Genomic DNA, 24,670 nt, shown 5'->3' with positions numbered 1-24,670 from the left:
GTGGTCACCGGATCGTCTGCAACGCGGTCGCCAGGACCAACACCACTGTCGCCACGGCGAACAGGCCGTGGCCGAGCACCGCCGGCGGCGGGAAGTGGTCCTCGGCGGCGTGGCGCGGACCGGAGACATGACGGCCGGCCGACCGGCCGCGTCCGGATTTCAGCCAGAGGCCGAACATCGTCGCGCCCAGCGTCGCGACCAGAACGAGGTCCCCGAGCGCGGCCCAGGCCAGGGCCTCGGTCGCCAGGAACAGGTAGGCGACCCACACGGCCAGCCCGGTGGCGGCCAGCCCGCCGTGCCCGAGGATGAGCTGGGGCGCGAACCGCGACTCGCGCTCACTGACGCGGCGACGCAGGCCGCCATAGGCGATCCAGGTGGCGAGGAGGTAGCCACCCATGAGCGCGGCGAGAACCCACGTGGCCAGGGCCGCAAGCCGCATGGGGCCATCTTGCTGCATCCGGTACGCCGGGCGACACCGGTGGCACGGGCCGACCCCTCCGTGGTCGGTGAGGTCCTCGTCCCTCCATCACCGCGAGTCGACAGCAGGTGTCAGGCGCACCACGGTCGACGTCCGTGCCGAAGGAGGCCGAACCAAGCTCGTGGGCGATCCCATCCCGACCCTCGACGACCGAGTGCCGACCGCGTCAGCCGATCCGTTCGGCCAGCGCGACGACGATGCCCTCGGGTCCGCGGACGTAGGCCATCAGCCATTGGTCCTCGTGACGGCCGATGCCGCCGACCAGGCCGTAGCCGTCGTCGGCGAGGCCGTCGATCCTCGCCTTCAGGTCGTCGATCTCGAAGCAGACGTTGCGCAGTCCCAGCTCGTTCGCCATCGCTGCCGGCGATCCCGGCTCGTGGTCCGGCCTCTCGAAGCTCGACAGCTCGATCCCGGTGCCTCCGCCCGGCGGCCGCAGCATCACGATCTCGGTCCGAGCGTCCGGAATGCCGGTGACGGTGTCCAGGAACTCGCCCTCGACGACCATGCGGCCCTCGACCTCGAGACCCAGCCCGACGAAGAACGCCGTCACCGAGTCGAGGTCGTCGACGGTGATCCCGATGTGGTCGAAACTCTTGATCGCTGACATGGCGGCCATCCTCCAACGTCGGTCCGGTGCTGTCGCTGAGGGAACGGAGCCGACCCGGCATTCTCGACATGCTCGGGCATGCGGCAGACACCCGCGCCGGGGTTGACGCTCCACATGGTCCGTGCCACCCTACCCCCCAAGAGTTATTGGGGAGTAGCGATGGCAGATGAGCGGATCAGCGCACTGCGCGCCATGGCGCACCCGCTACGGGTGCAGATGCTGTCCCTGCTGACGGGGGTCGAGATGTCAGCCGCGGACGTGGCGCGAGAGCTCGGCATCAGCCACGCCAACGCCTCCTACCATCTGCGGACGCTGCATCAGGCCGGACACATCGTCGTCACCGGCCAGGAGCGAATCCGTGGAGGTGTGGCGAAGCGGTACCGCTACGTCAGCGAGGACTCCCCGCCACGGCCTCCGACGCGAGGCCGTCGGCGCTCCCGGGAGGACCTGGTCGCCTACGCCGAGGCCGTCGGCGTCGAGCTCAAGCGCCGCCTCGCCACGGCGCCACCGACCCGGGGGCAGTTCCACAGCGACATCGAGGCGTGGGTGGATCCCGAGGTCTGGGCCGAGGTCGTCGACCTTCTTCGCCGCGCGAGCCGGCTGCTGCACGACGGGGCCCGTCCACCTCGCACTGCCGGGACGCGACACGTCAGCGCGACTGCGTGGGCCTTCGCGATGGACGACCCCGGCGTGGAGGGCCGATGAGCAGGGCCTCCTCGCTGGCGCCGCTCCGGCAGCGGGACTTCGCCTGGTACTACGCCTCGCGGTCGGTGAACCAGAGCGGAAGCGTGATGGCCGGGATCGCGCTGACGTTCGCCGTGCTCGACCTGACCGGGTCCGCCAGCGACCTGGGGATCGTGATGGCGGCACGGATGACGCCCATGGTGGTCCTGCTGCTGTGGGGCGGGGTCATCGCCGACCGGTTCTCCCGCTCCTTGGTGATCCAGGTCAGCAACGTCGTCTCCGGGCTCACCCAGGCCGCCATCGCCGCGCTGGTGCTCACGCACACCGCCCAGATCTGGCAGATCGTCGTGCTCTCGCTGGTCAACGGCATCTCCTCGGCGTTCAGCTTCCCGGCGCTCGCGTCGGTGATGCCGCAGCTCGTGCCCCGTGACCAGCTGCAGCAGGCCAACGCCCTCATGTCGATCTCGCGGAACGCGCTCATGGTGCTCGGTCCGAGCGTCGGAGCGCTGATCGTGGTCACCGTCGGCTCGGGCTGGGCGCTGGCGGTCGACGCTGCCACCTGGCTGGTCGCGGCCGGCCTCCTGCTGCCGGTGCGGCTGCCTCCCGTCGACCGGTCCCACACCTCCGCCGGCGTGCTCGCCGACCTGCGCGAGGGCTGGGGCTACTTCGTCGGTACGACGTGGCTCTGGGTCGTCGTCCTCGCCTTCGGCGCCATCAACGCGCTCACGGGAGTCTGGCTGGTCGTCGGCCCGGCGGTCGCCCAGGACACGATCGGCCGGCAGGGGTGGGGGCTCGTCCTCTCCGCCGAGGCGATCGGCCTCCTGCTCACCGCGCTGATCCTGCTGCGGGTCCGGCTCTCCCGCCCGTTGCTGACCGGGATGGTGGGGACCGCCGTCGGCGCCGTGCCCATGATCACGCTCGGACTCGACCCGCAGCTGGCCCTGCTCGTGGTCATCGCGCTGATCGCGGGCATGGGCAGCGAGCTGTTCGGACTCGGCTGGAACCTGGCGATGCAGGAGCACGTGCCCGAGGAGATGCTCTCCCGGGCGTCCTCCTACGACGCGCTGGGTTCGCTCATCGCGACCCCGCTGGGCACGATCGCGGCCGGCCCGCTGGCCCTGGCGGTCGGCGACAGCACCACCCTGGTCGGCGCGGGTGTCCTCTACCTCGCGATCTGCGCCGCCGTCCTGATGTCACGAGCCGTGCGCACGCTTCCTCGAGCCGACGCCCAGCTGCCGTCGCCCTCCCATGTACCTCGCTGACCGGCGCGTTCGCTGCTGGCGCGACGGCCGGGTACAAACGGCCCATGACCTCGAGCGACCCAGCAGCGGCGGGCACCCGCGAGCGCATCCACACGTTCACCCATGACTCGCTGACCTTCGACGTGCTCGACGACGGGCCCCTCGACGGACCGCCCGTGGTGCTGCTGCACGGATTCCCCGAGCGCGCGTCGCACTGGCAGGAGGTCAGCGAGATCCTGCACCGGCACGCGCTGCGCACGCTGGCACCCGACCAGCGCGGGTACTCGCCCGGTGCGCGACCGCGCGGGCGAACGGCGTACCGCACGTCGAAGCTGGTGGGCGACGTCGTCGGTCTGATCGAGCGGTACGGCGCGCCGGTCCACCTGGTGGGGCACGACTGGGGCGCCGCAGTGGCGTGGGCGACCGCGGCCGGGCGGCCGGACCTGGTGCGGACCCTGACCACGGTGTCGGTGCCGCACCCCGTGGCGTTCCTCGCGTCCCTGACCAGCAGCGACCAGGCGCGGCGGTCGTGGTACTTCCTGGCGTTCCAGCCACCCCTCGTCGTCGAGACGTTGGCGAAGCGGGCGCCGCACGTCATGGAGGGATGGCTCGGCAAGGGCGGGCTGAGCGAGACCGAGCTCGCGCGCTTCCGGCAGGAGATCGTGGAGTACGGCGCGCTGCCGGGAGCCCTGGGCTGGTACCGCGCCCTGCCCTTCTCGCTGCGGACTCGGACCGGTCGGGTACAGGTGCCGACCACCCACGTGTGGAGCGACCGGGACCCCGCTCTCGCCCGGCGGGGTGCCGAGCTGACCGAGGACTTCGTCGACGCGCCGTACGAGCTCGTCGTCCTGCACGGCGTCAACCACTGGATCCCGACCCAGGCACCGGAGGCGCTGGCCCGGGCGATCCTGGCCAGGGTCGACAGCGTCGCAGCCTGAAGCCGAGCAGGTCAGCCCAGCCGGCGCACGACCAGCGCGGCGACGTCGTCGCTGCGCGAGTGGTCGCGTACGCCGTCCACCATCGCCGCGAGTCGGTCCTCGAGGGATGCACCGGCCAGGGCCGGCAGCGCGTCGAGGAGGCGCCGCTGTCCGACGTCGATGTCCTCGCCGCGCCGCTCGATGAGCCCGTCGGTGAAGGCCAGCAGCAGGTCGCCGACAGCGAGGTCGAAGTCGAAGGTCTCACGCCGATCCGCCTCCATCCCCAGCGGCGGCCCGCCCGGCGCGGACAGCTGCTCCGCACCACCCCGGGCGCGCAGCACCATCGGAGGCGGGTGTCCGGCGTTCGTGATCCTGCCGTGCCCGGCGGTGTCGGAGACGACGTAGACCATCGTGACCAGCCGGCTGACGTCGTAGGTCGTGAACAGGCCGTCGAGCTTGCGCAGCACCTGGCCCGGGTCGGGGTCGACCGAGATGTAGGCCCGGACGGCCGCCCGCATCTGCGCCATCGCGGCAGCGGCCCGCACGCCGCGTCCCATCACGTCGCCGACGAACAGCGCCAGCGTGCCGTCCGGCAGCGGGACGACGTCGAAGAAGTCGCCGCCGACGTCCGTGCGGCCGGCCGGACTGTAGAAGGAGGCGATCTCCCAGCCCGGCACCTCGTGCGAGAGCTCGGGCAGGACCGCACGCTGCAGCCGGACGGCCGCCTCCAGGGTCTCGGTGTGCAGCCGGCTGTTGTCGATCGCGATCGCGGCCCGGTGACCGAGATCGCTGGCGAACGGCACGTCGTCGTCGTGGTAGCGACGGTCGGACCCGGCCATCACCCAGGACATCACGCCGAGGACCACTCCGCGCGCGATCAGCGGCACCAGGATGATGCTGCGCAGCTGGAGCCGGAGCAGCAGGTCACGGTGCTCGTCGTCGACCGCTGCCGGGGCCACCATCTCGTCGGTGATCTCCGGAACGAGCAGCGGCTGGCCCGTCCGCACCACGGTCCACACGCCACCTCCGTCGCGCGGCGCGGGATACCGGCGTTCCAGCTCGACCGCCACCGCCACCTTGTCCGGGTCGATGTGCTCGACGGCCAGCCGCTGCAGCCGACCGTCCTCCAGGAGGTCGATGGCACACCAGTCGGCGAAGTCCGGCACCGCCATCCGGGCGACCTCGGCCAGGGTCTGCTCGTAGTCGAGGCTCTCCGACATCGTGGTGGTCGCGTCGGCGAGGAACCGGACCCGCGCCGCCTGTCTCGTCGACTCCTCCTGCGCGCGGATGCGCACGATGGCCTGGGCGCAGGTGTCGGCCAGGAGCCCGTAGAACTCCATCTCCTCCACGTCGATCCGGCGTCGCCCCGGGAACGACCAGGTCACCACGCCGATCGTGCGACCGGTCAGCCGCAACGGCAGGGCGATCATCGAGCGCTCGCCCTCCGCGGCGCGCTCCAGATCGGGATAGCGCTCGCGGATCGCCTGGCGGCCGATCAGCACCAGCCGCTCACCCGAGCGGACGACGTCGCCGGCCGGCGTCGGGTCGTGGACGGAGTAGCGGGTCCATCGCTCCCTGACACCGGCCCGGCCACCACGGATCCCGCCGAGGACGAGCGTGTCGGGGTCGGCGAGCAGCGACAGCGACCCGACCGTCGCTCCGACCACGTCGGCCGCCTCGTGGATCACGATGTCGGTGACCCGCTCCAGGTCCTCGGCGGTGGCGAGCTCGGCCGCCACCCGGGCCAGCCCGGTGAGCCGGTCCGCGAGACGGTGCGCGGTGCGGACGCGCGAGAGCGTGCCGCCGAGCTCGGTCAGCACGCAGGCCAGACCGGAGACGGTGCCGGCACGGCGAACCGCGGCGCAGCTGACCTCCGTGCGCACCGTGTTCCCGTCCGCGCGTACGACGGCGAGCTCGCCGGTCCACTGGCTGCCGCAGAGCACCTGCTCGGACACCTCGCGGAACGGGTCCTGGTCGACGGCGCTGAACACGGCCTCGGAGAGTCCGCGCCCGAGCAGGAGGCCCCGCCGCAGCCCGAGCAGCCGCTCGGCGGCGGTGTTCAGGAAGACGACGCGGAGGTCCGCGTCGGTGATCACGGTCGCTTCCGTGAGCGCGTCGAGGTACCCGAGCTCAGCGGCCTCCACCGGGCCGTCGCCACCAGGCACGCCCCGGATCATGTCACCGATCGGGCGGGCGGGGGCGGACAAGCCGCAGAATGCCTCCCCAGGGGTGGGCGGGCGTGGTCGCTCAGCGCTTCTCGGCGGTGACCACCAGGTAGTCCCAGTCGCTGACGAACGTGCCGTCGAGAGCGCGGTTTGCCTCGGCGGCCAGCCGCACCATGTCGTCGCGCAGGGCGGCACGGCCGGGTTCGTCGAGCCGTGAGACGGCGGCGTACGTCGGCCCGTAGTGGGTGAGGAAGAAGTCCGCGAAGGCCTCGCCCGAGGCGAACCGCTCGGTCACGGAGGCGGTGTACGACGCGACGTCGTGCACCCGGTCGCCGAGCAGGCCGGCAACGACCTCCTCGGTGCCCCAGCGCGTGGGCGGCTGGGCCTCCGGCGGCGGTGGCACGTGCTTCCCGACCGCCTTCAGCATCTGGCCGACGAAGCCGGTCGGAGTCCAGCACGCGAGCCCGATCCGGCCGCCCGGCCGGCACACCCGGACCAGCTCGGCGGCCGCGCGGTCGTGGTCGGCGGTGAACATCACGCCGATCGCCGAGAGCACGACGTCGAACGACGCGTCCGCGAACGGCAGGGCTTCGGCGTCGGCGACCCGGAAGTCGACGTCCAGCCCCTCCGCCTCGGCCCGCCGCCTGGCGACGTCCACGAGCGCTGGGACGTAGTCGATCCCGGTCGCCTCGCACATCGTGCGCGCCGCCTCGAGCGCCACGTGCCCGGTGCCGGTCGCGACGTCGAGCACCCGCGACCCCGGCCGCAGCTCGACGGCCTCGGCGAGCTCCCGGGCGATGGGCACTGTGATCCAGGCGATGCGCCCGTAGTCGCCGCTGCTCCAGACCTTCTGCTGCTTGGCCTTCAGCTCCTCGAGCGCCGACGGCACGGTCTCCGTGGAGGTCATCTCGACCCTTCCTCTCCTCCTCCCGGCGACCCCGGCGGCCGGCGGGCATGCCCCGAGGATCGGGCCGTCGGCGTAGGCCGGGTCAGTCCTGGATCTGGATCCGTCTGCTACTGGATCTGTACTAGGCAGGCGCTGCTTCCGGTCCTAGCGTGGGGACGGGAGGTTCGCGATGGCGGGGTACGGCCAGTTCTGTCCGGTGGCCAAGGCGATGGAGCTGCTCGACGAGCGGTGGACGATGCTGGTGATCCGCGAGCTCTTGTGCGGCAGCCGGCACTTCAACGCCCTGCGCCGCGGCGTACCCCGGATGTCACCGTCGCTGCTGTCCGCGCGTCTGCGGACGCTGGTGCGCGCAGGGGTGGTGGAGCGGTACGAGGACGGCAAGCAGGTGACCTACATGCTGACCCCCGCAGGCGAGCAGCTGCGGCCGATCGTCGAGGCGCTCGGGCAGTGGGGCCTGCGCTGGGTGCCGGAGCTCGGCGACGAGGACTACGACCCGCACCTGCTGATGTGGGACCTGCACCGCAACGTCGACCGCACCGCCGTGCCTCCCGGTCGCACGGTGCTGCTGTTCACCTTCCCGGAGGTCGCGCCGGAGGAGCGGAGCTGGTGGGTCGTGATCGACCCCGACGGCGTCGACCTCTGCCGATTCGACCCCGGGCACCCCGTCACCGCGACCGTCGAGACCGACCTGCGCACGCTGACCAAGATCTGGCGCGGCGAGCTGAGCTGGCCCGGCGCCCAGCGGTCCGGCGCCCTGCACGTGCACGGGCCGGCGTACGTCGCGCGCAACCTGCCGCGGTGGCTGCCGAAGCAGGCGATGACCGTGTCTCCCCAGCCGGTGTGAGGCGGGGGCGGCTGCGCACGAAGCGGTGACCTGGGACCCATCTGGAGCACCCGAAGCGATCCCAGCTCACCGCCACCTGAAGCGCCGGGCCCACGGCGCAGGGAGCGGTGAGCTGGGACCCATCTGCCCAGCCCGGACCGCTCCTGGCTCACCGCCACCTGAAGCGCCGGGGCCCATGGCGCAAGGAGCGGTGACCTGGGACCCATCCGGCGCACCCGAAGCGATCCCACCTCACCGCCCACACGAGCCGGAGCGCGCCGGAGGATCTCAGGTGACTGAGATCTTCCGACCCCGACGGCTCACGTCTCCCGGACTGTCAGCCGGCGCGGCCGGCCCAGGATCGCGGCGATGCGCTCGACCTCCTCGGCCAGTGCGGAGCGCGGCACCCGTCCGGCCTCGGCGAACCACTCCACCACGACCCGCTCGCCGGTCGCCCTCCAGGTGCCGCTCACGACACCGCCGGCGACGACCAGGTTCGCCTTCCGGGTGACGAGGTCGCGCCGGGATGGCGGGATGACGTGGACGTCCTTGGTACCCGGCCCCATCACCCACTGGTCGTGGCCGGGCAGGAGCCGCACGGCCGGTGACGCGGTCGTCGCGAGCAGGTCATCGACGTCCTCGCGCACGACGTACGCCGTCTCTCCCTCGACGTCGACGGCCGCCAGCCGGTCCTCGAGCTCGGCCAGCCACCCGTTGATCCGCTTGCGGCCGGCGCTGAGCCCGTCGCCGAGCCAGTGGTGGACGTGGTCGAAGGTGGCCGGCCCGTAGGTCCGGAAGTACTGCCTCACGGCGTGCCGACCGGCGTCGTCGAGGTCGGGGACGCCCTGCCAGCACGGGTTGGTGTCGAGCCGCCGGAACGTGTGCCGGCCGTCGCGCGGCGTTCCGAAGCTGAGGTCTCCCTGCCAGCTGAGGGGCTTGATCAGCGTGCCGGCGCCCTCGTCGAACACCGGCCGTAGGTGCCGGTATCTGCGGTGGCCCGTCACCACCGCCCCGAGCTCGGCGATGGTCAGCGGCCCGTCGACCAGCGCGTCACGGACCGTCTCGCGGAAGGCGGGCCAGTCCCGGGGCTCCAGCCTGTAGAACTCCCGCCAGCTCGGGAGCTCCCACTGGCGTCCGGCCGCGCGCAGGGCGAGGTAGGCACCGCCGTCTTCGGGCGACAGGTAGTGCATCGAGCCCCGGAAGGCGAAGGCCTTGATCACCCGTCCCTCGGCGAGCGCCCGGCGGAGCTCGCCCGTCCGTGACGTCGTACGTCGGGCGCGCACCGCGAGCTCGGCCAGGGACTCGTCCATCGCGAGCACCGCTCCGAGCCGCCGCACGACGTCCTCGACCGACTCCCTGCCGACCGGGTCGAGCAGGTGCCGTCGCATCCGCCAGGCGAGGGCCTGCGCCCAGGTGATCGGCATTCCGGCAGGCTAGCCAAGGGCCTGGACAGTCAGTCCGGGACAGTCAGATCCCCGCCAGCCAGAGCGCCGTGCCCCCGACGCACGCCAGCACGCCCACGACGACGGCAGCGGTCGCCATCCGGCCGCGGCCCAGGTCGGCACGACGACGGCCCTCGAGGCCGAGGGTCGCCGCGATCCCGCCGAGGACGATCGGGGCGCTGAGGAAGAACGCCACGACACCGGCCACCGAGGCCAGCGACAGCACCAGGCCCACCGGCGCGGGACGGTTGCGAGGTCCGCGCCAGGCCCAGCGCCCGATGGTCCCGGCGAGGACGAAGGGCAGCGCCACCACGATCGGCAGCAGGACCCGCGCCTCGGGGTCGAGGTACCAGATGTGCGCATGGTCGTAGATCACGGCGTTCACGCGCGGCGCGAGGCCGGCGAGCACGCCGGTCGCGAACGCACCCTGCCAGAGCAGGGTGGTCGATCGGGCGGTGGTAGATGTGGCGGTGATGGTGGTCATCGGGTCCCTCCTGGGGTACGGCGTTCGGTCACCGCCCACGGTCGCCGCGGCAGCCGGCGCGACGCATCGCCGCCAGGAGCGGACCGCATCGCTCCCCCGAGCGGATCCGAGGCCGACGTAGATCGCTCGCAAGAGCGAGGACGCGGGGGTCCGCGCGGACCTACCATCGCCGCGTGTCGATCCGCGCCGGCGTCGAGGCCCACCTCGACGCGCTCGTCGCCGGCGTCCTCGGTGTCCTCTACGTGAGCGAGGTGCTGTTCAGCGGCGAGCTGACCCACGACCGGGGTGCCGGGGTGGCCGTCGCGATCCTCTTCGCCTCCGCCTTCCTGGCACGACGGGCCATCCCCCTGCTGCCCCTGCTCGCAGCGGTGGCCGTGATCGAGGTCTGGTGATCAGCGAGCACACCACCAAGACCCACGTCGCCAGCCTGCTGCAGAAGCTCGGCCTTCGGAGCCGGGTGCAGGCCGTCGTGCTCGCCTACGAGTCCGGACTCGTCCGCCCCGGAGCAGGCCAACAGGATGCGCGCTGACGGAGGGGACCGGTCACAACCGGTCGGCGCGCGACGAGAGCTGCAGGGCGAGCACGCCGACGGCGGCCACGAGCAGAGCAGCGGCGCCGACGACCAGAGCGATCCGGAAGCCGTCGACGAACGAGTTCGCCGCGCTGGCGGCCACCTGAGGGCCGAGGCGGAGGGCCAGGGCCAGCGAGGAGCGGGCCTGGTCCGCTGCCGGCGCGGACAGGCCGTTGACGTCGAGGTTGCTGCGGTAGACCGACTGCAGCACGCTCCCGAGCACCGCGATGCCCAGCGCTCCACCGAGCTCTCGGGCGAGGTCGTTCGTCGCCGAGCCGACGCCCTGCTTCTCCCGGGGCAGCGCGTCGGTGATCGCCGCGGTCGCGGGCGTCATGGCCAGGGCCATCCCGGCACCCAAAGGCACGAGCCCGACCAGCAGCGGCCAGTAGCTGCTGCCCGAGTCGAGCGTCGAGAGCCAGCCGAGGGCGGCCGAGGCGATCACCAGACCGGCGACGGAGGTCCGCGCCGTACCGATCCGGTCCGCGAGGCGTGGCGCCAGGACCCGCGCGGTCGGCATCAGCCCGAACGCCAGCGGGACCAGGCTGAGTGCTGCCACGAGGGGGCTGTCGGCCAGTACCAGCTGGAGGTACTGCAGCACCAGGAAGATGAAGCCGAAGAACGCGAAGAACTGCACGGTGATGGTGAGCGTGCCGGCCGCGAACCCGCGGTAGGTGAACAGCCGCGGGTCCAGCAGTGGCTCGGCCCGGCGAGCCTCGACCACGACGAAGCCCGCCAGGCCGACCAGGGCGGCGGCCAGCCCCACAACCGTCCGGACGTCGGTCCAGCCCCGGGTCGGTGCCTCGATGATCGAGTACACGAGCACGGCCAGGGAGACCAGCGCGACCAGGGCACCGGTGAGGTCGAGACGCGGTGCCTCGGGGTCCGCCGACTCCGGGACGGCGCGCAGCGTTCCGACGACGGCCGCCACGGCGAGGACGACGTTCACCGCGAAGACCGCGCGCCACGACCACCACTCCAGCACGACGCCCGAGGTGAGCAGCCCGAGGATCGCGGACGCCCCGGCGACACCCGCCCAGGTGCCCACGGCCTTCGCCCGCTGCGCCGCGGGGAACGTCGAGGTGATCGTCGACAGGGTCGCCGGCATGACCAGTGCGGCACCCAGGCCGAGGACGGCGCGCATCGCGATCAGCCAGGTGGCGTCCGCCTCCAGCATCGCCGCGGCCGAGCCGGCGCCGAAGACGGCCAGACCGACGAGCAGCGCCTTGCGTCGCCCGAACCGGTCGCCCACGGCACCACCGGGCAGGAGGAGAGCCGCGAACACCAAGGCGTACGCGTCGACCACCCAGGACAGCTGGGTCAGGGTCGCGTGCGTGTCGCGGGCGATGGAGGGGATCGCGACGTTCAGCGACGCGACGGCCGAGACGACCGTCGCCAGCGCGAGACACATGACCACCAGCACCGGTCCGTGCCCGGCGACGCGTGGGCTGCTCTGCTCGGTCACACCGCGGGTCTCGAGTGACATGGCGGGTGCTCCTTCTCGTTCGGTGTCCTGCGGACAGTGCGCCACGTCGTACCGGTAGATTTCAACCTTGATGAATAAAGCGCGCAACCGTGGCAGGCCCAGGGGTACGACGACCACGCGGGCCGACATCCTGGCGGCGGCCCACCGACGCTTCCTCGAGGACGGGTACGACCGGGTGACCCTGCGCGCGGTGGCGGCCGACGCCGGCGTCGACGTGGCCCTGATCAGCTACTACTTCGGGTCGAAGAAGGGTCTCTTCGGCGCGGCGATGGCTCTCGCCGCCAACCCACCGGACCTCCTGGCCCGCGAAATGCACGGTCCGTTGAATTCGCTGCCGGAGCGCCTCGTCCTCACCGTGGCCCGGGCCTGGGACGACGCCGAGACCGGGCCCTCGCTCCGGACCTTCCTCGAGGCGGTCGTGCGCGACCCGAACGTGGCGCGCGGGTTCCGCGAGATGATGGAGCAGGAGATGCTGCCCTCGATCGCGGACCGGATCGGTGGCGACGCGGCCGCGACCCGCCGGGCAGCTCTGGTGGCCAGCCAGCTCGCCGGCCTGATCCTCACCCGCTACCTCCTGCGCGTGGAGCCGATCGCCTCGATGCCCGCGCCGGAGCTCGCCCGGTGGATGGCCCCGAGCCTTCGGTCCGCCCTCGCCGGGCCCACCCCGCCACCCGAGTCTCGGAGAGCGCGACCGGCTGCCCCGGCGCGGAGGTGAGAAGGTCCCGCCACACCGGCGGGTGGCCCCTCCACCCTTTCGAGGGTTTCCAGGACGGGCGGTCGGTGGGAGTCTCCCTGTGACACATCGGCTCTCTCACGTTCTCGGGAGGAATCGTGGCCACCATGTCCCATCGCAGGCGCTCCATCACCAGAGTCATCCAGATCCTCGCCGTGCTGGTCGGCCTCGTGGCCACCACGACCCTGCTGCAGTCCCCCGCGTCCTCGGTGTCGCGGCCCGGCGACGACGCGCGACTCGCGGCGGCGAGCCACGGCGTACTCGCATCCGGCGTGCGTGGCGTCGCGTGGTACGTCGACTCCGCCACCGACCACGTCGTCGTCACCGTCGACCGGACCGTGTCCAAGGCGGAGGTGGCCGCGATCCGGAAGCCGGCCGGCGCCGACGCCTCCGCGCTGGTGATCCGCCACGTGAGCGGCAAGTTCCGCCCGCTGCTCAGCGCCGGTGACGCGATCTACGGCGGACAGTACCGCTGCTCGCTCGGCTTCAACGTCACCAAGGGCGGGACCTACTACTTCCTGACCGCCGGCCACTGCGGCAAGGTCGCCAAGACCTGGTACACCGACGCCCAGCACCGCACCCTGATCGGCCCCACCATCGGCTACAGCTTCCCGGGCAACGACTACGCACTCGTGCAGTACCAGAACACCTCGCTGTCCCACCCGGGCGGCTACAGCGCGGCGAACGCGTTCGTCGGCGAGAGCGTCACCCGCGACGGCTCCACCACCGGTGTCCACTCCGGCAAGGTGCAGGCGCTGAACGTGACCGTCCGCTACCAGGGCGGCGGCAAGGTCTCCGGGCTGATCCAGACCAACGTCTGCGCCGAGCCCGGCGACTCGGGCGGTCCGCTGTACGACGGCTCGAAGGCGATCGGCCTGACCTCCGGCGGCAGCGGCGACTGCAAGTCCGGTGGGACGACGTTCTTCCAACCGGTCACCGAGGCCCTGAGCGCCTACGGCGTCTCCATCTACTGACCGACGCTCGAGCGCAGGCCCGACGGGATCCCCGCCGGGCCTGTGTCTCGTCTGCTGAGGAGCCATCGGCCCTCACCGACGGGGGGGCCGCCCGACGTGCTCGAGCGGCGGACATTTGTCCATCCGGGGCTCTCGCCGCAGTGGCCCCGAACGACTACGTTATGGCGATCCTCAGGAACTAGGAGACCACCGGTATGAGTACGTCGTCCTCGAAACGCCGCGCCGCCGCCCTGGCCATCGCAGCCCTGACCGTCGCCGGCCTCTCGGCCATCTCGCAGACAGCGTCCGGCCAGCCTCGACCACATGCGGTCGACGCCCACACCCGCATCCACTGGGCCCACGGCAAGGCCCTGGGCGCCGCCTCGAACAAGGGAGCCACCGCCGCGGTGCGGGGCTACCTGGCGAACCACGGGCTCGGCAAGGCCACCGCCGACTCGTTGCGCAATACCGGTGGCTGGACCGTCAAGGGAGTCACCTACCTCCGCCTCCAGCAGTACGTCGGTGGCCTTCCTGTCGTGGACAGCGACGTCAAGGCGGCGCTCGACAAGCGGGGCCGGGTCATCAGCGTGATCGAGAACGCCTCGCAGGCCGGGACACCGGCCGTCGCCCACGTGACCTCCGACCAGGCTCGGTCGGCAGCCGTCGACTCGATCTACCACGGCCGCGCCGTGCGCTACCTGCAGGCGCCCACGGTCCAGCGGGTCGCCGTACCCATGAGCAACGGCCGCCTCGCCACGGGCTTCCTGGTCACGACCTGGGACACCGACAACCAGCTGCGCGAGACGGTCGTCGACGCCTGGGGCCGGGTCGTCCGTTCGACGCTGCGCACGGCCCAGGACACCTACAACGTCTTCAAGGAGGACCCGGACAAGACACCACAGGCACCGGTGACCGACCCGGCCGACCTGACGGCGTCGCCGAACGGCTGGCTGGACGGCCTGGACCAGCACATCGACCAGATCTTCGGCAACAACGCCCACGCTTACATCGACGCGAACGCCGACAACAAGCCCGATCCGGCGGGTGCGGCCGACAGCGACGGCGTCTTCGACAAGGTCTTCGACCCGACCACCCAGCCCTCCACCGACAACAACAAGGCAGTGGCGGTCCAGAACCTCTTCTACCTCAACAACCTGATCCACGACACGTTGTTCGAGGCCGGATTCACGCCCGCCGCGGGCAACTTCCAGGAGGACAACTTCGGCGAGGGTGGCCGTGGCGGTGACCCGGTCCTCGCGGAGGCCCAGGACGGCAGCGGCACCGACAACGCCAACTTCGCCACGCCGCGCGACGGGAAGTCGGGGCGCATGCAGATGTACCTGTGGAGCGTGCCCGGCACCAGCGAGGTGGTCCAGAACGGCACGTCGTACGACGCGCCGGTCGCCGAGTTCAGCGCCCCGCTGACCGTCGCAGGCGTGACCGGACCGCTGGTCGTCGCCGACGACAGCACCGGCACCACCTCCGACGCCTGTGAGACCGTCGCGCCGGTCGCGGCGGGCAGCATCGTGATCGCCGATCGCGGCTCGTGCACCTTCGCGATCAAGGCGAAGAACATCAACGCCGCCGGCGCCGCCGGGATGATCGTGGCCAACAACGCGCCCGGCTCGCCGATCGTGATGGGTGGCACGGTCCACCACTTCGACCTGCCGGCGGTGATGGTCAGCCAGGATGCCGGCACCGCGCTGAAGGCGAACACCGGGGACGACACGACGATCCGCCTGGTCGACCCGGCGCCACCGATGAAGGACGGCGACCTCGACTCCGACATCGTCTGGCACGAGTACGGCCACGGCCTCACGTGGCGGATGATCGGCCAGATGAGCGGAGACGTCGCCGGCGGCATCGGCGAGGGCATGAGCGACGTGCTGTCGATCATCGTCAACAACGACCCCGTCGTCGGCGAGTACGCCGCCAGTGATCCCAACGGGATCCGGACGCACTCCTACCAGGACTACAACCGCACCTACTCCCAGATCCCGTTCAGCGAGGTGCACGACACCGGCGAGCTGTACGGGGCCATCGGGTGGCAGCTGTGGACGGAGTACAAGGCGGCCGGTCTCACCGACAAGTCCGTCATCCTGTCCGACCTGGTCGAGGGCATGAACTTCACGCCCGCGAAGCCGTCCTTCGAGGACATGCGCCAGGGGATCCTCGACGGCCTGGTCGCCACCAACCACGCCGACCGGCAGTGCATGGTCTGGGACGCGTTCGCCAAGTACGGCGTGGGCGTGGGCTCGTCGGCCAAGGTGACCGGTGCCGGGGCCAAGGTGAACGAGTCGTTCGCAGTGCCGGCCGAGTGCCAGTAGGACACGGCCCGGTCGGGGAGTGATCGTCACTCCCCGCCCGGGCCGGTCAGCACTCCTCAGGCGTCCGCGCGGGCGTGGGCGCGGCCGGTGTGCAGGTAGGTCGTGTGACCGCCGGCATCCACGTCGAGGAACGCCATCAGGCGGTGCAGGCCGGTGTCGCGTTCGCGGGTGATCAGGGTGTCGCCGGCGTACTGGACGAGCTCCCAGCGCTGCGGCTGCTCACCGAGCTCCTCGGACAGCTCGTCCGTGGGAATCACGTCCAACCACACGGCACCGTCGTCCACCTGGCTGACCTCGAGCGTGACCGACGAGCTCGCGTAGGTGCCGACGTACCGGCTCGCGTCGACGCGCGGCGGGTCGGGCGGCGGGAGCGGCTCGTCGGGGAGCGACCGGCCGGTGAGCTCGCGGAGGGCGTGCCCGGCGACGTCGCGGAACAGCAGTCCGGCACTGCCACCGTTGGTCAGCAGGACGACGGCGACGCCTGCGTCCGGCACGATCCGCAGGAACGCCGACTGGCCGATGGTGGTGCCGTCGTGGCCGACCAGGTCACCGGTCGGCAGGTCGAAGCGCTCGAAGCCGAGGCCCCAGGAGGTGCCGAGGTGGCCGAGGTAGGGCAGGTCGGCCTGCTTGGCCCGCATGAGCGTGGGGGTGCCGGAAGCGAGCACCTGGGTGCCGTCGGCGGCCTTCCCGTCCTCGAGGTGCATCCGCGCGAAGGCGAGCAGGCTGCGGGCGCTCATCGCGAACATCGAGCCGGCCGGGACGTTCGACCGGACCAGTGCCCAGATCGGCGTCGGGTGGTAGCCGGACCCCGGCGCGTCCTCGTAGTGGCCGACCGCGGCGCGGAACAGGATCGCCTCGTAGGGGCTGGTCGCGGCGTGGGTGATGCCGAGCGGCTTGATCAGGTGCTCGCGCAGGGCTGCGTCGTACGTCGTGCCGCGCAGCACTTCGACCAGCCGGCCGAGGACGCAGAAGCCGGCGTTGTTGTACGACCACATCGCGCCGGGCGGGAAGAGCTGCGGGACGTCGTGGATGACGCCGAGGTACCTCTCGACCGCGTCGTCGCCGACGCCGGTGTCGGTGAAGATGTCGCCCTCGAAGCCCGACGTGTGGGTGAGCAGCTGGCGGATCGTGATCCGGCTCGCGGCTTCCTCGTCGGCGATCCGGAACTCGGGAAGGTACTTCTGGACGACGTCGTCGAGGTCGACCTTCCCCTCGTCCACCAGCTGCATCACCAGCGAGCTCGTCCAGAGCTTGGTGATCGACCCGATCTGGAACACCGAGTCGGTCGTCGCCTCGACCCCGGTCGCGGTGCTGAGCACGCCGGCGGCATGGTCGACGACCTCGCCGTCGGCCAGGACCGCCACGGCGGCCGCGGGTACGTCGTACTGCTCGAGCAGGGTGGGGAGGTGCTCGGCGATCCAGTCCGAGACCTCCGTCAGCGTCGTCATGCGGGTCAGCGTGGCACCTTCCGCATCGCCGACGCCACGGGCCCGACGACGCGTCAGCCGATGTCGCGGTGCGGGGTCGACTCCGGGGAGTTCAGGGTGGCGCAGAAGAGCTGGCCGGCGGGGTCGCGCATCACGTGCCATCCGCCGGCACCGCGGCCGATGTCGGTGGCGCCGAGGGCGAGGATGCGGCGTACCTCGGCGTCCAGGTCGTCGGTGCCGTGGTCGAGGTGGGCGCGCACGGAACCCTCCGGCTCGTCGAGCTGCTGGAAGAGGAGCTGGACCGGGGAGCCGGCGTCGTCGTGCCACTTGCCGGCGAACTCCGGACGACGAGCGTCGGCCCAGCGGCCGGGAAGCAGCTCCCGCCAGAAGGCGACCTCGGCGCCATGGGCCGCGCGTGGAGAGTCGATGCACACCTGGACCATCCGGGCGCGGTGCCCGTCGGGGAAGGCCACCGGCCCGGGCGTCTCGTGCTCGCGCGCTCCGAGCACGCAGAACGGGAGTCCGCCGGGAGAACGGAGCGTGGTCCAGTGGTCGTGCTCGGCCACCGGCGTGGCCCCGAGGTCGAGCGCGTGCGCGACGGTCTGCTGAGGCGCCTCGGACTCGACGTCGACGTGCACCCGCGGCGGCCCGTCGATGCGCTGCAGGTGGAGGTACGGCGTACCCGACGGCGGCTCGAAGCTGCACAGCTCCGGGTGGTCCGGCCACGGCGCACCGACCGTCCAGCCGAGCACCCCACCCCAGAAGCCGGCGGTGGCGGCGTGCTGCTCCGCCGGTACGTCGAGAACCGCGTGGACCCAGCTCACGTGGCGGCGTCGTGCCGGCGCGGGATCGTGATCTCGAACGTCGTCGGCTGGTTGCCGGCGGGTGCCCGGTAGGTGACGTCGCCGCCGTGCCGCCGGGCGATCTCGCGGACCAGGTGGAGGCCGAGCCCGGTGCCGCCGGAGGGGCCGATGACGGCGAAGCGCTCGAACAGGTGGGGGACCAGCTCGTCCGGGACCCCGGAGCCGGCGTCGGTGACGCAGATGCGGACGACGTCGTCGACGGCGCCGATCAGACCGACCGGGGGCGTTCCGTGGCGGACCGCGTTGTCGAGCAGGTTGTCGAGGGCCTGGGCCAGCCGGCCGGGGTCTCCGGAGAACTCGCCCTCGCGAGCGATCTCAGTGACGATCTTGATGCCGGCACCGGCGGCCTGGGCGCGGGCGGCGGCCGTCCGCAGGGTCTCGACGAGCGACACGGTCTCGAGCCGCTGCGGGAGGGTGTCGACGGCGGACCGCGCCGCCGAGGAGAGATCGGACGCGAGGAGGCGCAGGCGGTCGGCGCTGCCCCGGATGCCGATCAGGAGCCCCTCGCGCTCGTCGGTCGACATCGCGTCCCACGTCGCCAGCAGGGCGCCGGCGGAGCCGTCGATGACGGCGGTCGGGTTGCGGAGCTCGTGCGCGGTCAGGGCGAGAAGGTGGACCCGCTGCTCGAGGAAGCTCCGGCGCTCCTCCTCGTGCTCACGTTGCTGGCTCTGGTCGCGGGTGACCTTGGCGTACCCGACGTGCTTGCCCGCGTCGTCGTACACGGCGGTGAGCGTGGCCCTCGCCCAGAACCGGGTGCCGTCCTTGCGCACCCGCCACCCCTCCTCGGCGTAGCTGCCCTGGAGCATGGCCATCTCGAGGTTGTGCTCGGGGTGGCCGTCCTGTCGGTCCTCGGGCGTGTAGAAGACCCGGAAGTTCTGCCCGACGATCTCGCTCGCGGTGTAGCCCTTGATCCGCTGCGCGCCGGAGTTCCAGCTGATCACCACGCCGTCGGCGTCCAGCATGTAGATCGCGTAGTCGCGGACGGCGGTCACCAGGCGCCGGAAGTTCTCCTCGCTGCGTCGCAGCTCACTCTCGACGGTGCGCTGGGCGGTGACGTCGTGGACCTGGGCGAAGACGTAGAGCACCTGCTGCTTGGCGTCCCGGATCGGGGCGAGGGTGGCCCGGACGATGCGAGTGTGCTCCTGGCCCGGCGGGGCGGGCAGATGGTGCTCGAACGACGTGAGGTCCTCGCCGAGGGTGCAGATGTCCTCGAGCTTCCGGTCCAGCTCGTCCCCCATGCCGACCGTCAGCCGCCCGTAGTCGACGCCCACCAGGTCGTACGGGCTGCACGACATCAGCGAGGCGAGTGCCCGGTTGGCCCGGACGATCGTGCCGCTGGAGGTGAGGGTGGCCATCCCGATCTCGGCCCGGTCGAACAGCTCCCGGAACTGCTGGACGTGCTCGTTGAGCACCGCCTGCTCCTGCAGGTCGGCACTCTCCCGATGGACGGAGTGGGCGCTGTCGGCGTACGTCGTGCCGCCGGCGCCCGCGTTCAGGCTCGGCTGGACCCGGGGCGCGTCGAGCGCCCTCGCCAGGCGCTCGGGAAGTTCCTCGAGGCGGATGGACTTCTCGACGTAGTCGGAGGCGCCCAGCTCGCGGGCGCGTGCGGCGAGCCCGGGCTCCTCGAACCCGGTGAACATGACCACCTTCGTCTCCGGGCTCAGGGCGAGGATGGCCGGCAGCGCCTCGATCCCGTCCACCTTCGGCATCGACGTGTCCAGGAGCAGGAGCTCGGGCTGGTTGCGGAAGGCGAGGATGATCGCCTCGTCGCCGTCGCCACCCTCCCCGACGATCTCGAACCCCGCGGACTGCAGCAGCCGATGGACGACGGCACGGACCTCCTTCGAGTCATCGACGAGGACGACCGAGGGCCTCGTGCCGCCGAGGGGGACGTTCACATCGTCCCAGTGCCCACCTTCCACCCGAACATGTTGTCATCTGCCCGCTCTGTGGTCGCGGAGTTGTCGATGTCGTCATGCCGAGGGCTCGGGATGCTGAGTGGGTGGTCACACCCGCTGGCGGTGAGCCAGCCACACTCCGGTCGCGTACGAATGTGGCTCAGCCACCGCCGACCCGACGCCGAGGGCGGGTCCTCAGGTACGCCGGCGAGCGCCGTACGCGGCGGTCACGACCCCGATCACGGCGACAATGGGGCCGATGATCGCCCAGAGCGTCTTGCCGCTCATCCCCGATCCACCCAGCACGTCGATGCCCTGGAGGAACCAGACGGCACCGACCACCACCAGCAGCACACCGATACCCAGCAGCATCGGGCGAGTCACGTGATCACGGTACGCCGGGGGCAAGCCACCTCCGGGCCACACACGGTTACAAGGGTTCGGGTGAAAGTCGTTCGATCGTCTCTGGCGGTTCCCCATTCACGGAGCCACCATCCGCCGTCAACGCCAGCTCTCCAGGTCCGGCCGAGCCGGCGGGAACCGGAGCCGGCTCCGGCCGATAGGCAGGGTCGCCGACTTCATCAACACCTGGCGATGACTTTGCGTCGTCTTGAGATGAATAGTCCGTGGACCGCAAACCCGAAGCGACGTACTGATCAAGGTCCTCGGGCGTCGGCTGGCGATCTCTGAGTCTGGGCGGGGCCGCCGACCACGCGCGTAAGTTGCCCAGCACCTCTTTGTAGAAGAGATCAATTCCGTCCATGACCGAGTCGATGAAGGACCCTCGACCTCGTCCCCGCTTCGTCCCCATCGGTCGGGTCATCGCCACCCGGAATGAGCGCAGTTCCCTGCTGGGGTCCACGATCAAAGACGCCGGATTCTCCCGCACAACGGAGAGCAGCTCCGCGGCTGAGGACCCTCGTGCGTGAGCGACGAAGGATTCGATGCGGAGATTGTCAGAAGACTCCTTCAGCTGCCTGAGGAGCCAATTGACGCGAGTCGTTGGTCTGCCCTCGGCCGGTGCGTCGACATTGACGTGGAAGTCAATCTTCGAGGCGCGCACGTCGACGGTCACAACGAGGTGACCCACTGTGCCGGGGATCCGAATGGCCCCGCTGAGCTGACCGGTCCGGCACAGAGAAGTCGTCAGCGCCTGAGCGCGCAGCCCGGGCTCAGCCATCTCCTTCCGGCTCAGCACCGGCACGACTTCCGTCCCCAGTTGCCGGCCCAGTTGAAGACTGGCGTACCGAAGCAGCGCGTCGAACCGGGACACCAGATCGGGGATGCCGTTGTCAGTGGCGCGAAGGGTTCCTGCCGCCATTGCCTCGCGGACCGGCACCCATGAGTCGCCCATGTCGTCGAACTCGAGAGCGCCGGACTTACGATGCTCGAGATAGCGAACCAGTTCGCCCAGAATCCACGCCTGGTCCGGATCTGCCACGCCACGGAACTCTTTCTGCATCACAGCCTCGGCAAGGACCTTCGACCAGGACAAGTGATGGAGTGCGACCTTCTTGAGCTTGCGTCTGTCGACACGCGTTGGATGTTGCCCCGCAACCGGCGGTATCTCGTTCGAGATGGTGATGACGGCGTCGAAGCCGTTCTCACGCGCGATGTCCAGATAGTTCTCCAATTGCTCGGTCTCGAGTCTGTTCGTACCGGTCTTCACCTCGACGAGCGCGGTCCAGCTCTTGGAGCCTCGCGTCATGCGTACGAGACCGTCCGGATAGAGACGGCGTTCACCGAGCACAAAAGGCACCTCGATGTAGCAGAACGGGGCGCCTGCGGGAGCACCCAGAGGACCGAGGAGAGCTCGATTGAACTCTTTGACGGCCGACAGAACGGCGAGCAGCGCCGACGTGGCACGGCGTTCCTGTTCCTCAGCCCCGTTGATTCCCGATGTCGGGATCAATCTCGCCTCATGCCAGGCCTCTTCTGCCATTTCTGCCCCCGATCCGAGCCCGTCGTCCGCAGGAGTGGGACAACGCGCCGTCGACGATAGCCACCGCAGGGCCGACCTGCCGGCAGAACCGACGGGATTCCATCCCGGCGATCTCCGCTCAGCCCAGGCCGGCCTCGTGGGCGACGATGGCGGCCTGGACCCGGTCGCGGAGGCCGAGCTTCATCAGGATCCGGGCGACGTGGGTCTTCACCGTGGTCTCGCCGATGAACAGCTCCCGCGCGATCTCGGCGTTCGAGCGGCCACGGCCGATCAGGCCGAGCACCTCGAGCTCGCGGGCGGTGAGGCGGTCGAGGCCGGCGATCACGGGCCGCGAAGGGGCGCAGGCGAACCGGTCGAGCAGCCGGCGGGTGACGGCGGGCGCGAGCAGGGCGTCGGCGCCCCGGGCGGCCTGGCGGATGGCGGTGACGATGTCCTCGCCGGGCATGTCCTTGAGCAGGAAGCCCGAGGCGCCGGCGCGCATGGCGCGGTAGACGTACTCGTCGAGGTCGAAGGTCGTCAGCATCAGCACCCGGGTGGCCGCACCGCAGCCGGCGATCCGCTCCATGGCGGCGAGGCCGTCGACGCCGGGCATCTGCACGTCGAGGAGCAGCACGTCCGGCTCGGCGGCCTCCACGAGTGCGGCTGCCTCGGCGCCGTCCGCGGCCTCGCCGACGATGCGGAGGTCGGCCTCCCCCTCGACGATCATCCGCAGCCCGCTGCGCACGAGCGGCTGGTCGTCGGCGATGGCGACGTCGATGGTCGGCGTGCTCACGATGTCACCACCGGTCGTACGGCGGGAAGCAGCGCCCGCAGCTCGAAGCCACCGTCGGCGCGCGGACCCCACGCCACCTCGCCCGAGCAGGCGGCGACCCGCTCCCGCAGCCCCGCCAGGCCGCGGCTCGTGCCGGGGCCGGCGCCGGGAGCCTCCGTGGCGGAGTTGGCGACCGCGACCTCCACGCCCGCGTCGCCACGGCGTACGACGACGCTGACCCGGGAGCCGGGAGCGTGCCGCAAGGCGTTGGTCAGCCCCTCCTGCACGACGCGGTAGGCGACCAGCCGGTACGCCGGCTCGAGCAGGACGTCGTCTGCGAGATCGGCGTCGAGGAGGAGCCCGGTGGCTGCCACCCGCTCGACCAGCGACGCGAGGTCGGTCGACCCGTCCGCGGCCAGGGCCTCCGCGCCGTCGGCGGCCGCCGCGGCCACGGTCCGCATCACCTCTCGGGCGCCGGCCGGGTCGCGGTCGGCGAGCCGGCGCGCGGCGCCCGCCTGCAGCGCGACCACCGTCAGGCTGTGGCCGATCGCGTCGTGGATCTCGCGCGCCAGGCGCAGCCGCTCGTCCAGCACCGCGCGCGTCGCCGCCGTCGCCTCCTGGCGGGCGAGCAGCTCGTTGTTCGCGCGCGCCTGCTCGACCAGCCGGCTCACCTCGTTGACTGCCACCCCACCGAGCCAGCAGACCAGCAACATCAGGCCTTCGCCGAGCAGGTCGCCGGTGCCGACCCCGACCAGCTGCCCCAGCCAGCACACGAGCAGTCCGACGACCGCGGTACGACGGGGCGACAGCGCGGCGACCGCGAATGCGAGTGTCAGCGAGAGGGCTGTCTCGCTCAGGCTTCCGTCGATCGGCGCCACCGAGCGGGCGTACGCCGCGGTCGCGACCCAGGTGAGCGTGACCGCGACGATCGGCCGCCACCAGGTCATCGCGAACGGGATCCCGACGGCCAGCGCGGCCGGCAGCACCACCCAGTCGGGAGCCGTCAGCGGCAAGGTCGAGGCGGACTCCGCCGAGAGCCCGACCACGACGGCTCCGGCGGCCAGCACGGTCCAGGGCTGGGCCGCGGCACGCAGCGCCTGCACGTGGTCGACGGCGAGCGGATCCTCGATCGGCGGGGTGGCGACCGGCGCCGTCAGCGCCACCACCTCCTCGCGGGTGCGGCCGAGCAGGGCACGCGCCGACGCCTCGACGTCGCCCGGATCGGCACCGGACTCGGCGGCCGCGGCGATCTCCGCCAAGCCGTCCACCAGGGTCGGCTGCAGCCGCTCGCTCGCCCGCAGCCTCTCGGCCAGCACGGCCGACTGCTGCTGGGCACGCTGCGCCTGCACGATCCGACGGTGCTGGTCGCGCAGCGCGGCGAGCCTTTCCCGGCGTACGCGCACGAGCCGGCCGACGGCTGTCGGCAGCGCCCCGATGAACAGCGTCACGAACACCATGCCGCTGATGCGATCCCACCCGCTCCGGGTGGTCAGGTCGGCACTCGACACCACCACCAGCGGCAGCAGCACCCCGAGCAACACCGGCCGACCGGACCCGTGCGCGCCGAGGGAGTACGACGCGAGCAGCATCGCCAGGATCCAGACCCCGCCGCTGTCCGGGGCGTCGGGCCAGGCCAGCGCGGTGACCGTCGTACCGACCACGCCGCCCACGGCGATCACGCAGATCGACACGAGCGGGTGCGTCCGGCGTACGGCCAAGGACACCAGCCCCACGGCGCCGACGGCGTCGAAGACGAGCAGGCCAGGAGTGCCGCGCTGGACGACCACGGCCTCGGCGACCGCGGCCAGCACGAAGCACGCGGCCACCGCCGCATCCATCCTGCTCACGCCCAGCACCCGCTCAGGGTAGGAGCCCACATCGCCTCCCGGGTCCTCCTTGCGAAGGACGCCCCCCGGCGGACCGGAAGTGGCTCGACGGACGGACGACCGGCGCTCGAGCCGCTCCTAGCGTCCT

General features: G+C 71.5%; 23 protein-coding genes. 9 read left to right on the top strand and 14 right to left on the bottom strand.

Annotated features, from left to right (window positions below; all coding sequences use genetic code 11):
- Positions 1-4: 4 nt before the first annotated feature.
- Together VGK78_RS06935 and VGK78_RS06930 are read right to left on the bottom strand one after the other, a co-directional pair.
- Entirely contained in the window at positions 5-439 is a 435-nt protein-coding gene (locus tag VGK78_RS06935; RefSeq protein WP_331526814.1) for a hypothetical protein, read from the bottom strand.
- Positions 440-644: 205 nt separating this feature from the next.
- Positions 645-1,085, bottom strand: coding sequence for a VOC family protein (locus VGK78_RS06930; protein ID WP_331526813.1), 441 nt, complete (start codon positions 1,083-1,085; stop codon positions 645-647).
- Between the two features lie 159 nt (positions 1,086-1,244).
- Here VGK78_RS06930 and VGK78_RS06925 point away from each other — a divergent pair, with 159 nt between their 5' ends.
- From VGK78_RS06925 to VGK78_RS06915, 3 genes are read left to right on the top strand one after another with little or no spacing between them, the layout of a single operon-like run.
- Complete coding sequence (locus VGK78_RS06925) at positions 1,245-1,790, top strand: ArsR/SmtB family transcription factor (protein ID WP_331526812.1); 546 nt, start codon at positions 1,245-1,247, stop codon at positions 1,788-1,790.
- Positions 1,787-3,031, top strand: a complete 1,245-nt coding sequence (locus VGK78_RS06920; RefSeq protein ID WP_331526811.1) for an MFS transporter — start codon at positions 1,787-1,789, stop codon at positions 3,029-3,031. Before VGK78_RS06925 ends, VGK78_RS06920 begins: the two co-directional genes overlap by 4 nt.
- A gap of 44 nt (positions 3,032-3,075) precedes the next feature.
- Complete coding sequence (locus tag VGK78_RS06915) at positions 3,076-3,948, top strand: alpha/beta fold hydrolase (protein ID WP_331526809.1); 873 nt, start codon at positions 3,076-3,078, stop codon at positions 3,946-3,948.
- An 11-nt stretch (positions 3,949-3,959) separates the two neighbouring features.
- Here the strand turns inward: VGK78_RS06915 and VGK78_RS06910 are convergent, their stop codons facing one another.
- The gene (locus VGK78_RS06910; RefSeq protein ID WP_331526808.1) at positions 3,960-6,092 is read right to left on the bottom strand and encodes a SpoIIE family protein phosphatase; all 2,133 of its coding nucleotides are present in this window, start codon (positions 6,090-6,092) and stop codon (positions 3,960-3,962) included.
- A gap of 82 nt (positions 6,093-6,174) precedes the next feature.
- Positions 6,175-6,999, bottom strand: coding sequence for a class I SAM-dependent methyltransferase (locus VGK78_RS06905; protein ID WP_331526806.1), 825 nt, complete (start codon positions 6,997-6,999; stop codon positions 6,175-6,177).
- Positions 7,000-7,168: 169 nt separating this feature from the next.
- Here VGK78_RS06905 and VGK78_RS06900 point away from each other — a divergent pair, with 169 nt between their 5' ends.
- A complete protein-coding gene (locus tag VGK78_RS06900) occupies positions 7,169-7,843 on the top strand; it encodes a helix-turn-helix domain-containing protein (protein WP_331526805.1) in 675 nt (224 codons plus the stop codon).
- Between the two features lie 299 nt (positions 7,844-8,142).
- On the opposite strand, the gene VGK78_RS06895 is transcribed toward VGK78_RS06900, so the two are convergent.
- Positions 8,143-9,246 (bottom strand): DNA glycosylase AlkZ-like family protein, encoded by a 1,104-nt coding sequence (locus VGK78_RS06895; protein ID WP_331526804.1) that lies wholly within the window; start codon positions 9,244-9,246, stop codon positions 8,143-8,145.
- A gap of 43 nt (positions 9,247-9,289) precedes the next feature.
- Positions 9,290-9,748 (bottom strand): hypothetical protein, encoded by a 459-nt coding sequence (locus VGK78_RS06890; protein ID WP_331526803.1) that lies wholly within the window; start codon positions 9,746-9,748, stop codon positions 9,290-9,292.
- 173 nt (positions 9,749-9,921) lie between these two features.
- On the opposite strand from VGK78_RS06890, the gene VGK78_RS06885 reads away from it, so the two are divergent.
- A complete protein-coding gene (locus VGK78_RS06885; RefSeq protein WP_331526802.1) occupies positions 9,922-10,140 on the top strand; it encodes a hypothetical protein in 219 nt (72 codons plus the stop codon).
- On the top strand, positions 10,137-10,277 hold the full coding sequence (locus tag VGK78_RS06880) for a response regulator transcription factor (protein ID WP_414690641.1): 141 nt from the start codon (positions 10,137-10,139) through the stop codon (positions 10,275-10,277). The genes VGK78_RS06885 and VGK78_RS06880 overlap by 4 nt, the downstream gene beginning before the upstream one ends.
- 13 nt (positions 10,278-10,290) lie before the next feature.
- Here VGK78_RS06880 and VGK78_RS06875 read toward each other — a convergent pair whose 3' ends face one another.
- Positions 10,291-11,802, bottom strand: a complete 1,512-nt coding sequence (locus VGK78_RS06875; protein WP_331526801.1) for an MFS transporter — start codon at positions 11,800-11,802, stop codon at positions 10,291-10,293.
- Between the two features lie 70 nt (positions 11,803-11,872).
- Between VGK78_RS06875 and VGK78_RS06870 the strand changes: the two genes are divergently transcribed.
- From VGK78_RS06870 to VGK78_RS06860, 3 genes are all read left to right on the top strand, one after another.
- Positions 11,873-12,517 carry a TetR family transcriptional regulator gene (locus VGK78_RS06870; protein WP_331526875.1) on the top strand — a complete coding sequence of 215 codons (645 nt, stop codon included), beginning with the start codon at positions 11,873-11,875 and terminating at the stop codon, positions 12,515-12,517.
- Between the two features lie 125 nt (positions 12,518-12,642).
- Positions 12,643-13,509: a S1 family peptidase gene (locus VGK78_RS06865; RefSeq protein ID WP_331526874.1), complete on the top strand. Its 867-nt coding sequence runs from the start codon at positions 12,643-12,645 to the stop codon at positions 13,507-13,509.
- A gap of 194 nt (positions 13,510-13,703) precedes the next feature.
- Complete coding sequence (locus VGK78_RS06860; RefSeq protein ID WP_331526800.1) at positions 13,704-15,815, top strand: M36 family metallopeptidase; 2,112 nt, start codon at positions 13,704-13,706, stop codon at positions 15,813-15,815.
- Positions 15,816-15,871: 56 nt separating this feature from the next.
- On the opposite strand, the gene VGK78_RS06855 is transcribed toward VGK78_RS06860, so the two are convergent.
- From VGK78_RS06855 to VGK78_RS06825, 7 genes are all read right to left on the bottom strand, one after another.
- Positions 15,872-17,263 (bottom strand): serine hydrolase domain-containing protein, encoded by a 1,392-nt coding sequence (locus VGK78_RS06855; RefSeq protein WP_331526799.1) that lies wholly within the window; start codon positions 17,261-17,263, stop codon positions 15,872-15,874.
- 53 nt (positions 17,264-17,316) lie between these two features.
- On the bottom strand, positions 17,317-18,066 hold the full coding sequence (locus VGK78_RS06850; protein ID WP_331526798.1) for a VOC family protein: 750 nt from the start codon (positions 18,064-18,066) through the stop codon (positions 17,317-17,319).
- Positions 18,063-20,003 carry a PAS domain S-box protein gene (locus VGK78_RS06845; protein ID WP_331526796.1) on the bottom strand — a complete coding sequence of 647 codons (1,941 nt, stop codon included), beginning with the start codon at positions 20,001-20,003 and terminating at the stop codon, positions 18,063-18,065. The genes VGK78_RS06850 and VGK78_RS06845 overlap by 4 nt, the downstream gene beginning before the upstream one ends.
- Positions 20,004-20,198: 195 nt before the next feature.
- The gene (locus VGK78_RS06840; RefSeq protein WP_331526795.1) at positions 20,199-20,387 is read right to left on the bottom strand and encodes a hypothetical protein; all 189 of its coding nucleotides are present in this window, start codon (positions 20,385-20,387) and stop codon (positions 20,199-20,201) included.
- 46 nt (positions 20,388-20,433) lie between these two features.
- Positions 20,434-21,945, bottom strand: coding sequence for a hypothetical protein (locus tag VGK78_RS06835; RefSeq protein ID WP_331526794.1), 1,512 nt, complete (start codon positions 21,943-21,945; stop codon positions 20,434-20,436).
- Between the two features lie 118 nt (positions 21,946-22,063).
- Positions 22,064-22,720 carry a response regulator gene (locus VGK78_RS06830; RefSeq protein ID WP_414690642.1) on the bottom strand — a complete coding sequence of 219 codons (657 nt, stop codon included), beginning with the start codon at positions 22,718-22,720 and terminating at the stop codon, positions 22,064-22,066.
- The gene (locus VGK78_RS06825) at positions 22,714-24,534 is read right to left on the bottom strand and encodes a sensor histidine kinase (RefSeq protein WP_331526872.1); all 1,821 of its coding nucleotides are present in this window, start codon (positions 24,532-24,534) and stop codon (positions 22,714-22,716) included. Before VGK78_RS06825 ends, VGK78_RS06830 begins: the two co-directional genes overlap by 7 nt.
- Positions 24,535-24,670: the final 136 nt, after the last annotated feature.

The organism is Nocardioides sp., from assembly GCF_036503465.1.
Classification (GTDB): domain Bacteria; phylum Actinomycetota; class Actinomycetes; order Propionibacteriales; family Nocardioidaceae; genus Nocardioides.
The sequence above is the reverse complement of the archived record's forward strand: the minus strand, read 5'-3'. Positions and strand labels throughout refer to the sequence as shown.

Bases quoted from the DNA above. Each gene is read 5' to 3' on its own strand.
- VGK78_RS06935 (WP_331526814.1), bottom strand. From the start codon at position 439: ATGCGGCTTGCGGCCCTGGCCACGTGGGTTCTCGCCGCGCTCATGGGT.
- VGK78_RS06930 (WP_331526813.1), bottom strand. From the start codon at position 1,085: ATGTCAGCGATCAAGAGTTTCGACCACATCGGGATCACCGTCGACGAC.
- VGK78_RS06925 (WP_331526812.1), top strand. From the start codon at position 1,245: ATGGCAGATGAGCGGATCAGCGCACTGCGCGCCATGGCGCACCCGCTA.
- VGK78_RS06920 (WP_331526811.1), top strand. From the start codon at position 1,787: ATGAGCAGGGCCTCCTCGCTGGCGCCGCTCCGGCAGCGGGACTTCGCC.
- VGK78_RS06915 (WP_331526809.1), top strand. From the start codon at position 3,076: ATGACCTCGAGCGACCCAGCAGCGGCGGGCACCCGCGAGCGCATCCAC.
- VGK78_RS06905 (WP_331526806.1), bottom strand. From the start codon at position 6,999: ATGACCTCCACGGAGACCGTGCCGTCGGCGCTCGAGGAGCTGAAGGCC.
- VGK78_RS06900 (WP_331526805.1), top strand. From the start codon at position 7,169: ATGGCGGGGTACGGCCAGTTCTGTCCGGTGGCCAAGGCGATGGAGCTG.
- VGK78_RS06895 (WP_331526804.1), bottom strand. From the start codon at position 9,246: ATGCCGATCACCTGGGCGCAGGCCCTCGCCTGGCGGATGCGACGGCAC.
- VGK78_RS06890 (WP_331526803.1), bottom strand. From the start codon at position 9,748: ATGACCACCATCACCGCCACATCTACCACCGCCCGATCGACCACCCTG.
- VGK78_RS06875 (WP_331526801.1), bottom strand. From the start codon at position 11,802: ATGTCACTCGAGACCCGCGGTGTGACCGAGCAGAGCAGCCCACGCGTC.
- VGK78_RS06870 (WP_331526875.1), top strand. From the start codon at position 11,873: ATGAATAAAGCGCGCAACCGTGGCAGGCCCAGGGGTACGACGACCACG.
- VGK78_RS06865 (WP_331526874.1), top strand. From the start codon at position 12,643: ATGTCCCATCGCAGGCGCTCCATCACCAGAGTCATCCAGATCCTCGCC.
- VGK78_RS06860 (WP_331526800.1), top strand. From the start codon at position 13,704: ATGAGTACGTCGTCCTCGAAACGCCGCGCCGCCGCCCTGGCCATCGCA.
- VGK78_RS06855 (WP_331526799.1), bottom strand. From the start codon at position 17,263: ATGACGACGCTGACGGAGGTCTCGGACTGGATCGCCGAGCACCTCCCC.
- VGK78_RS06835 (WP_331526794.1), bottom strand. From the start codon at position 21,945: ATGGCAGAAGAGGCCTGGCATGAGGCGAGATTGATCCCGACATCGGGA.
- VGK78_RS06825 (WP_331526872.1), bottom strand. From the start codon at position 24,534: ATGGATGCGGCGGTGGCCGCGTGCTTCGTGCTGGCCGCGGTCGCCGAG.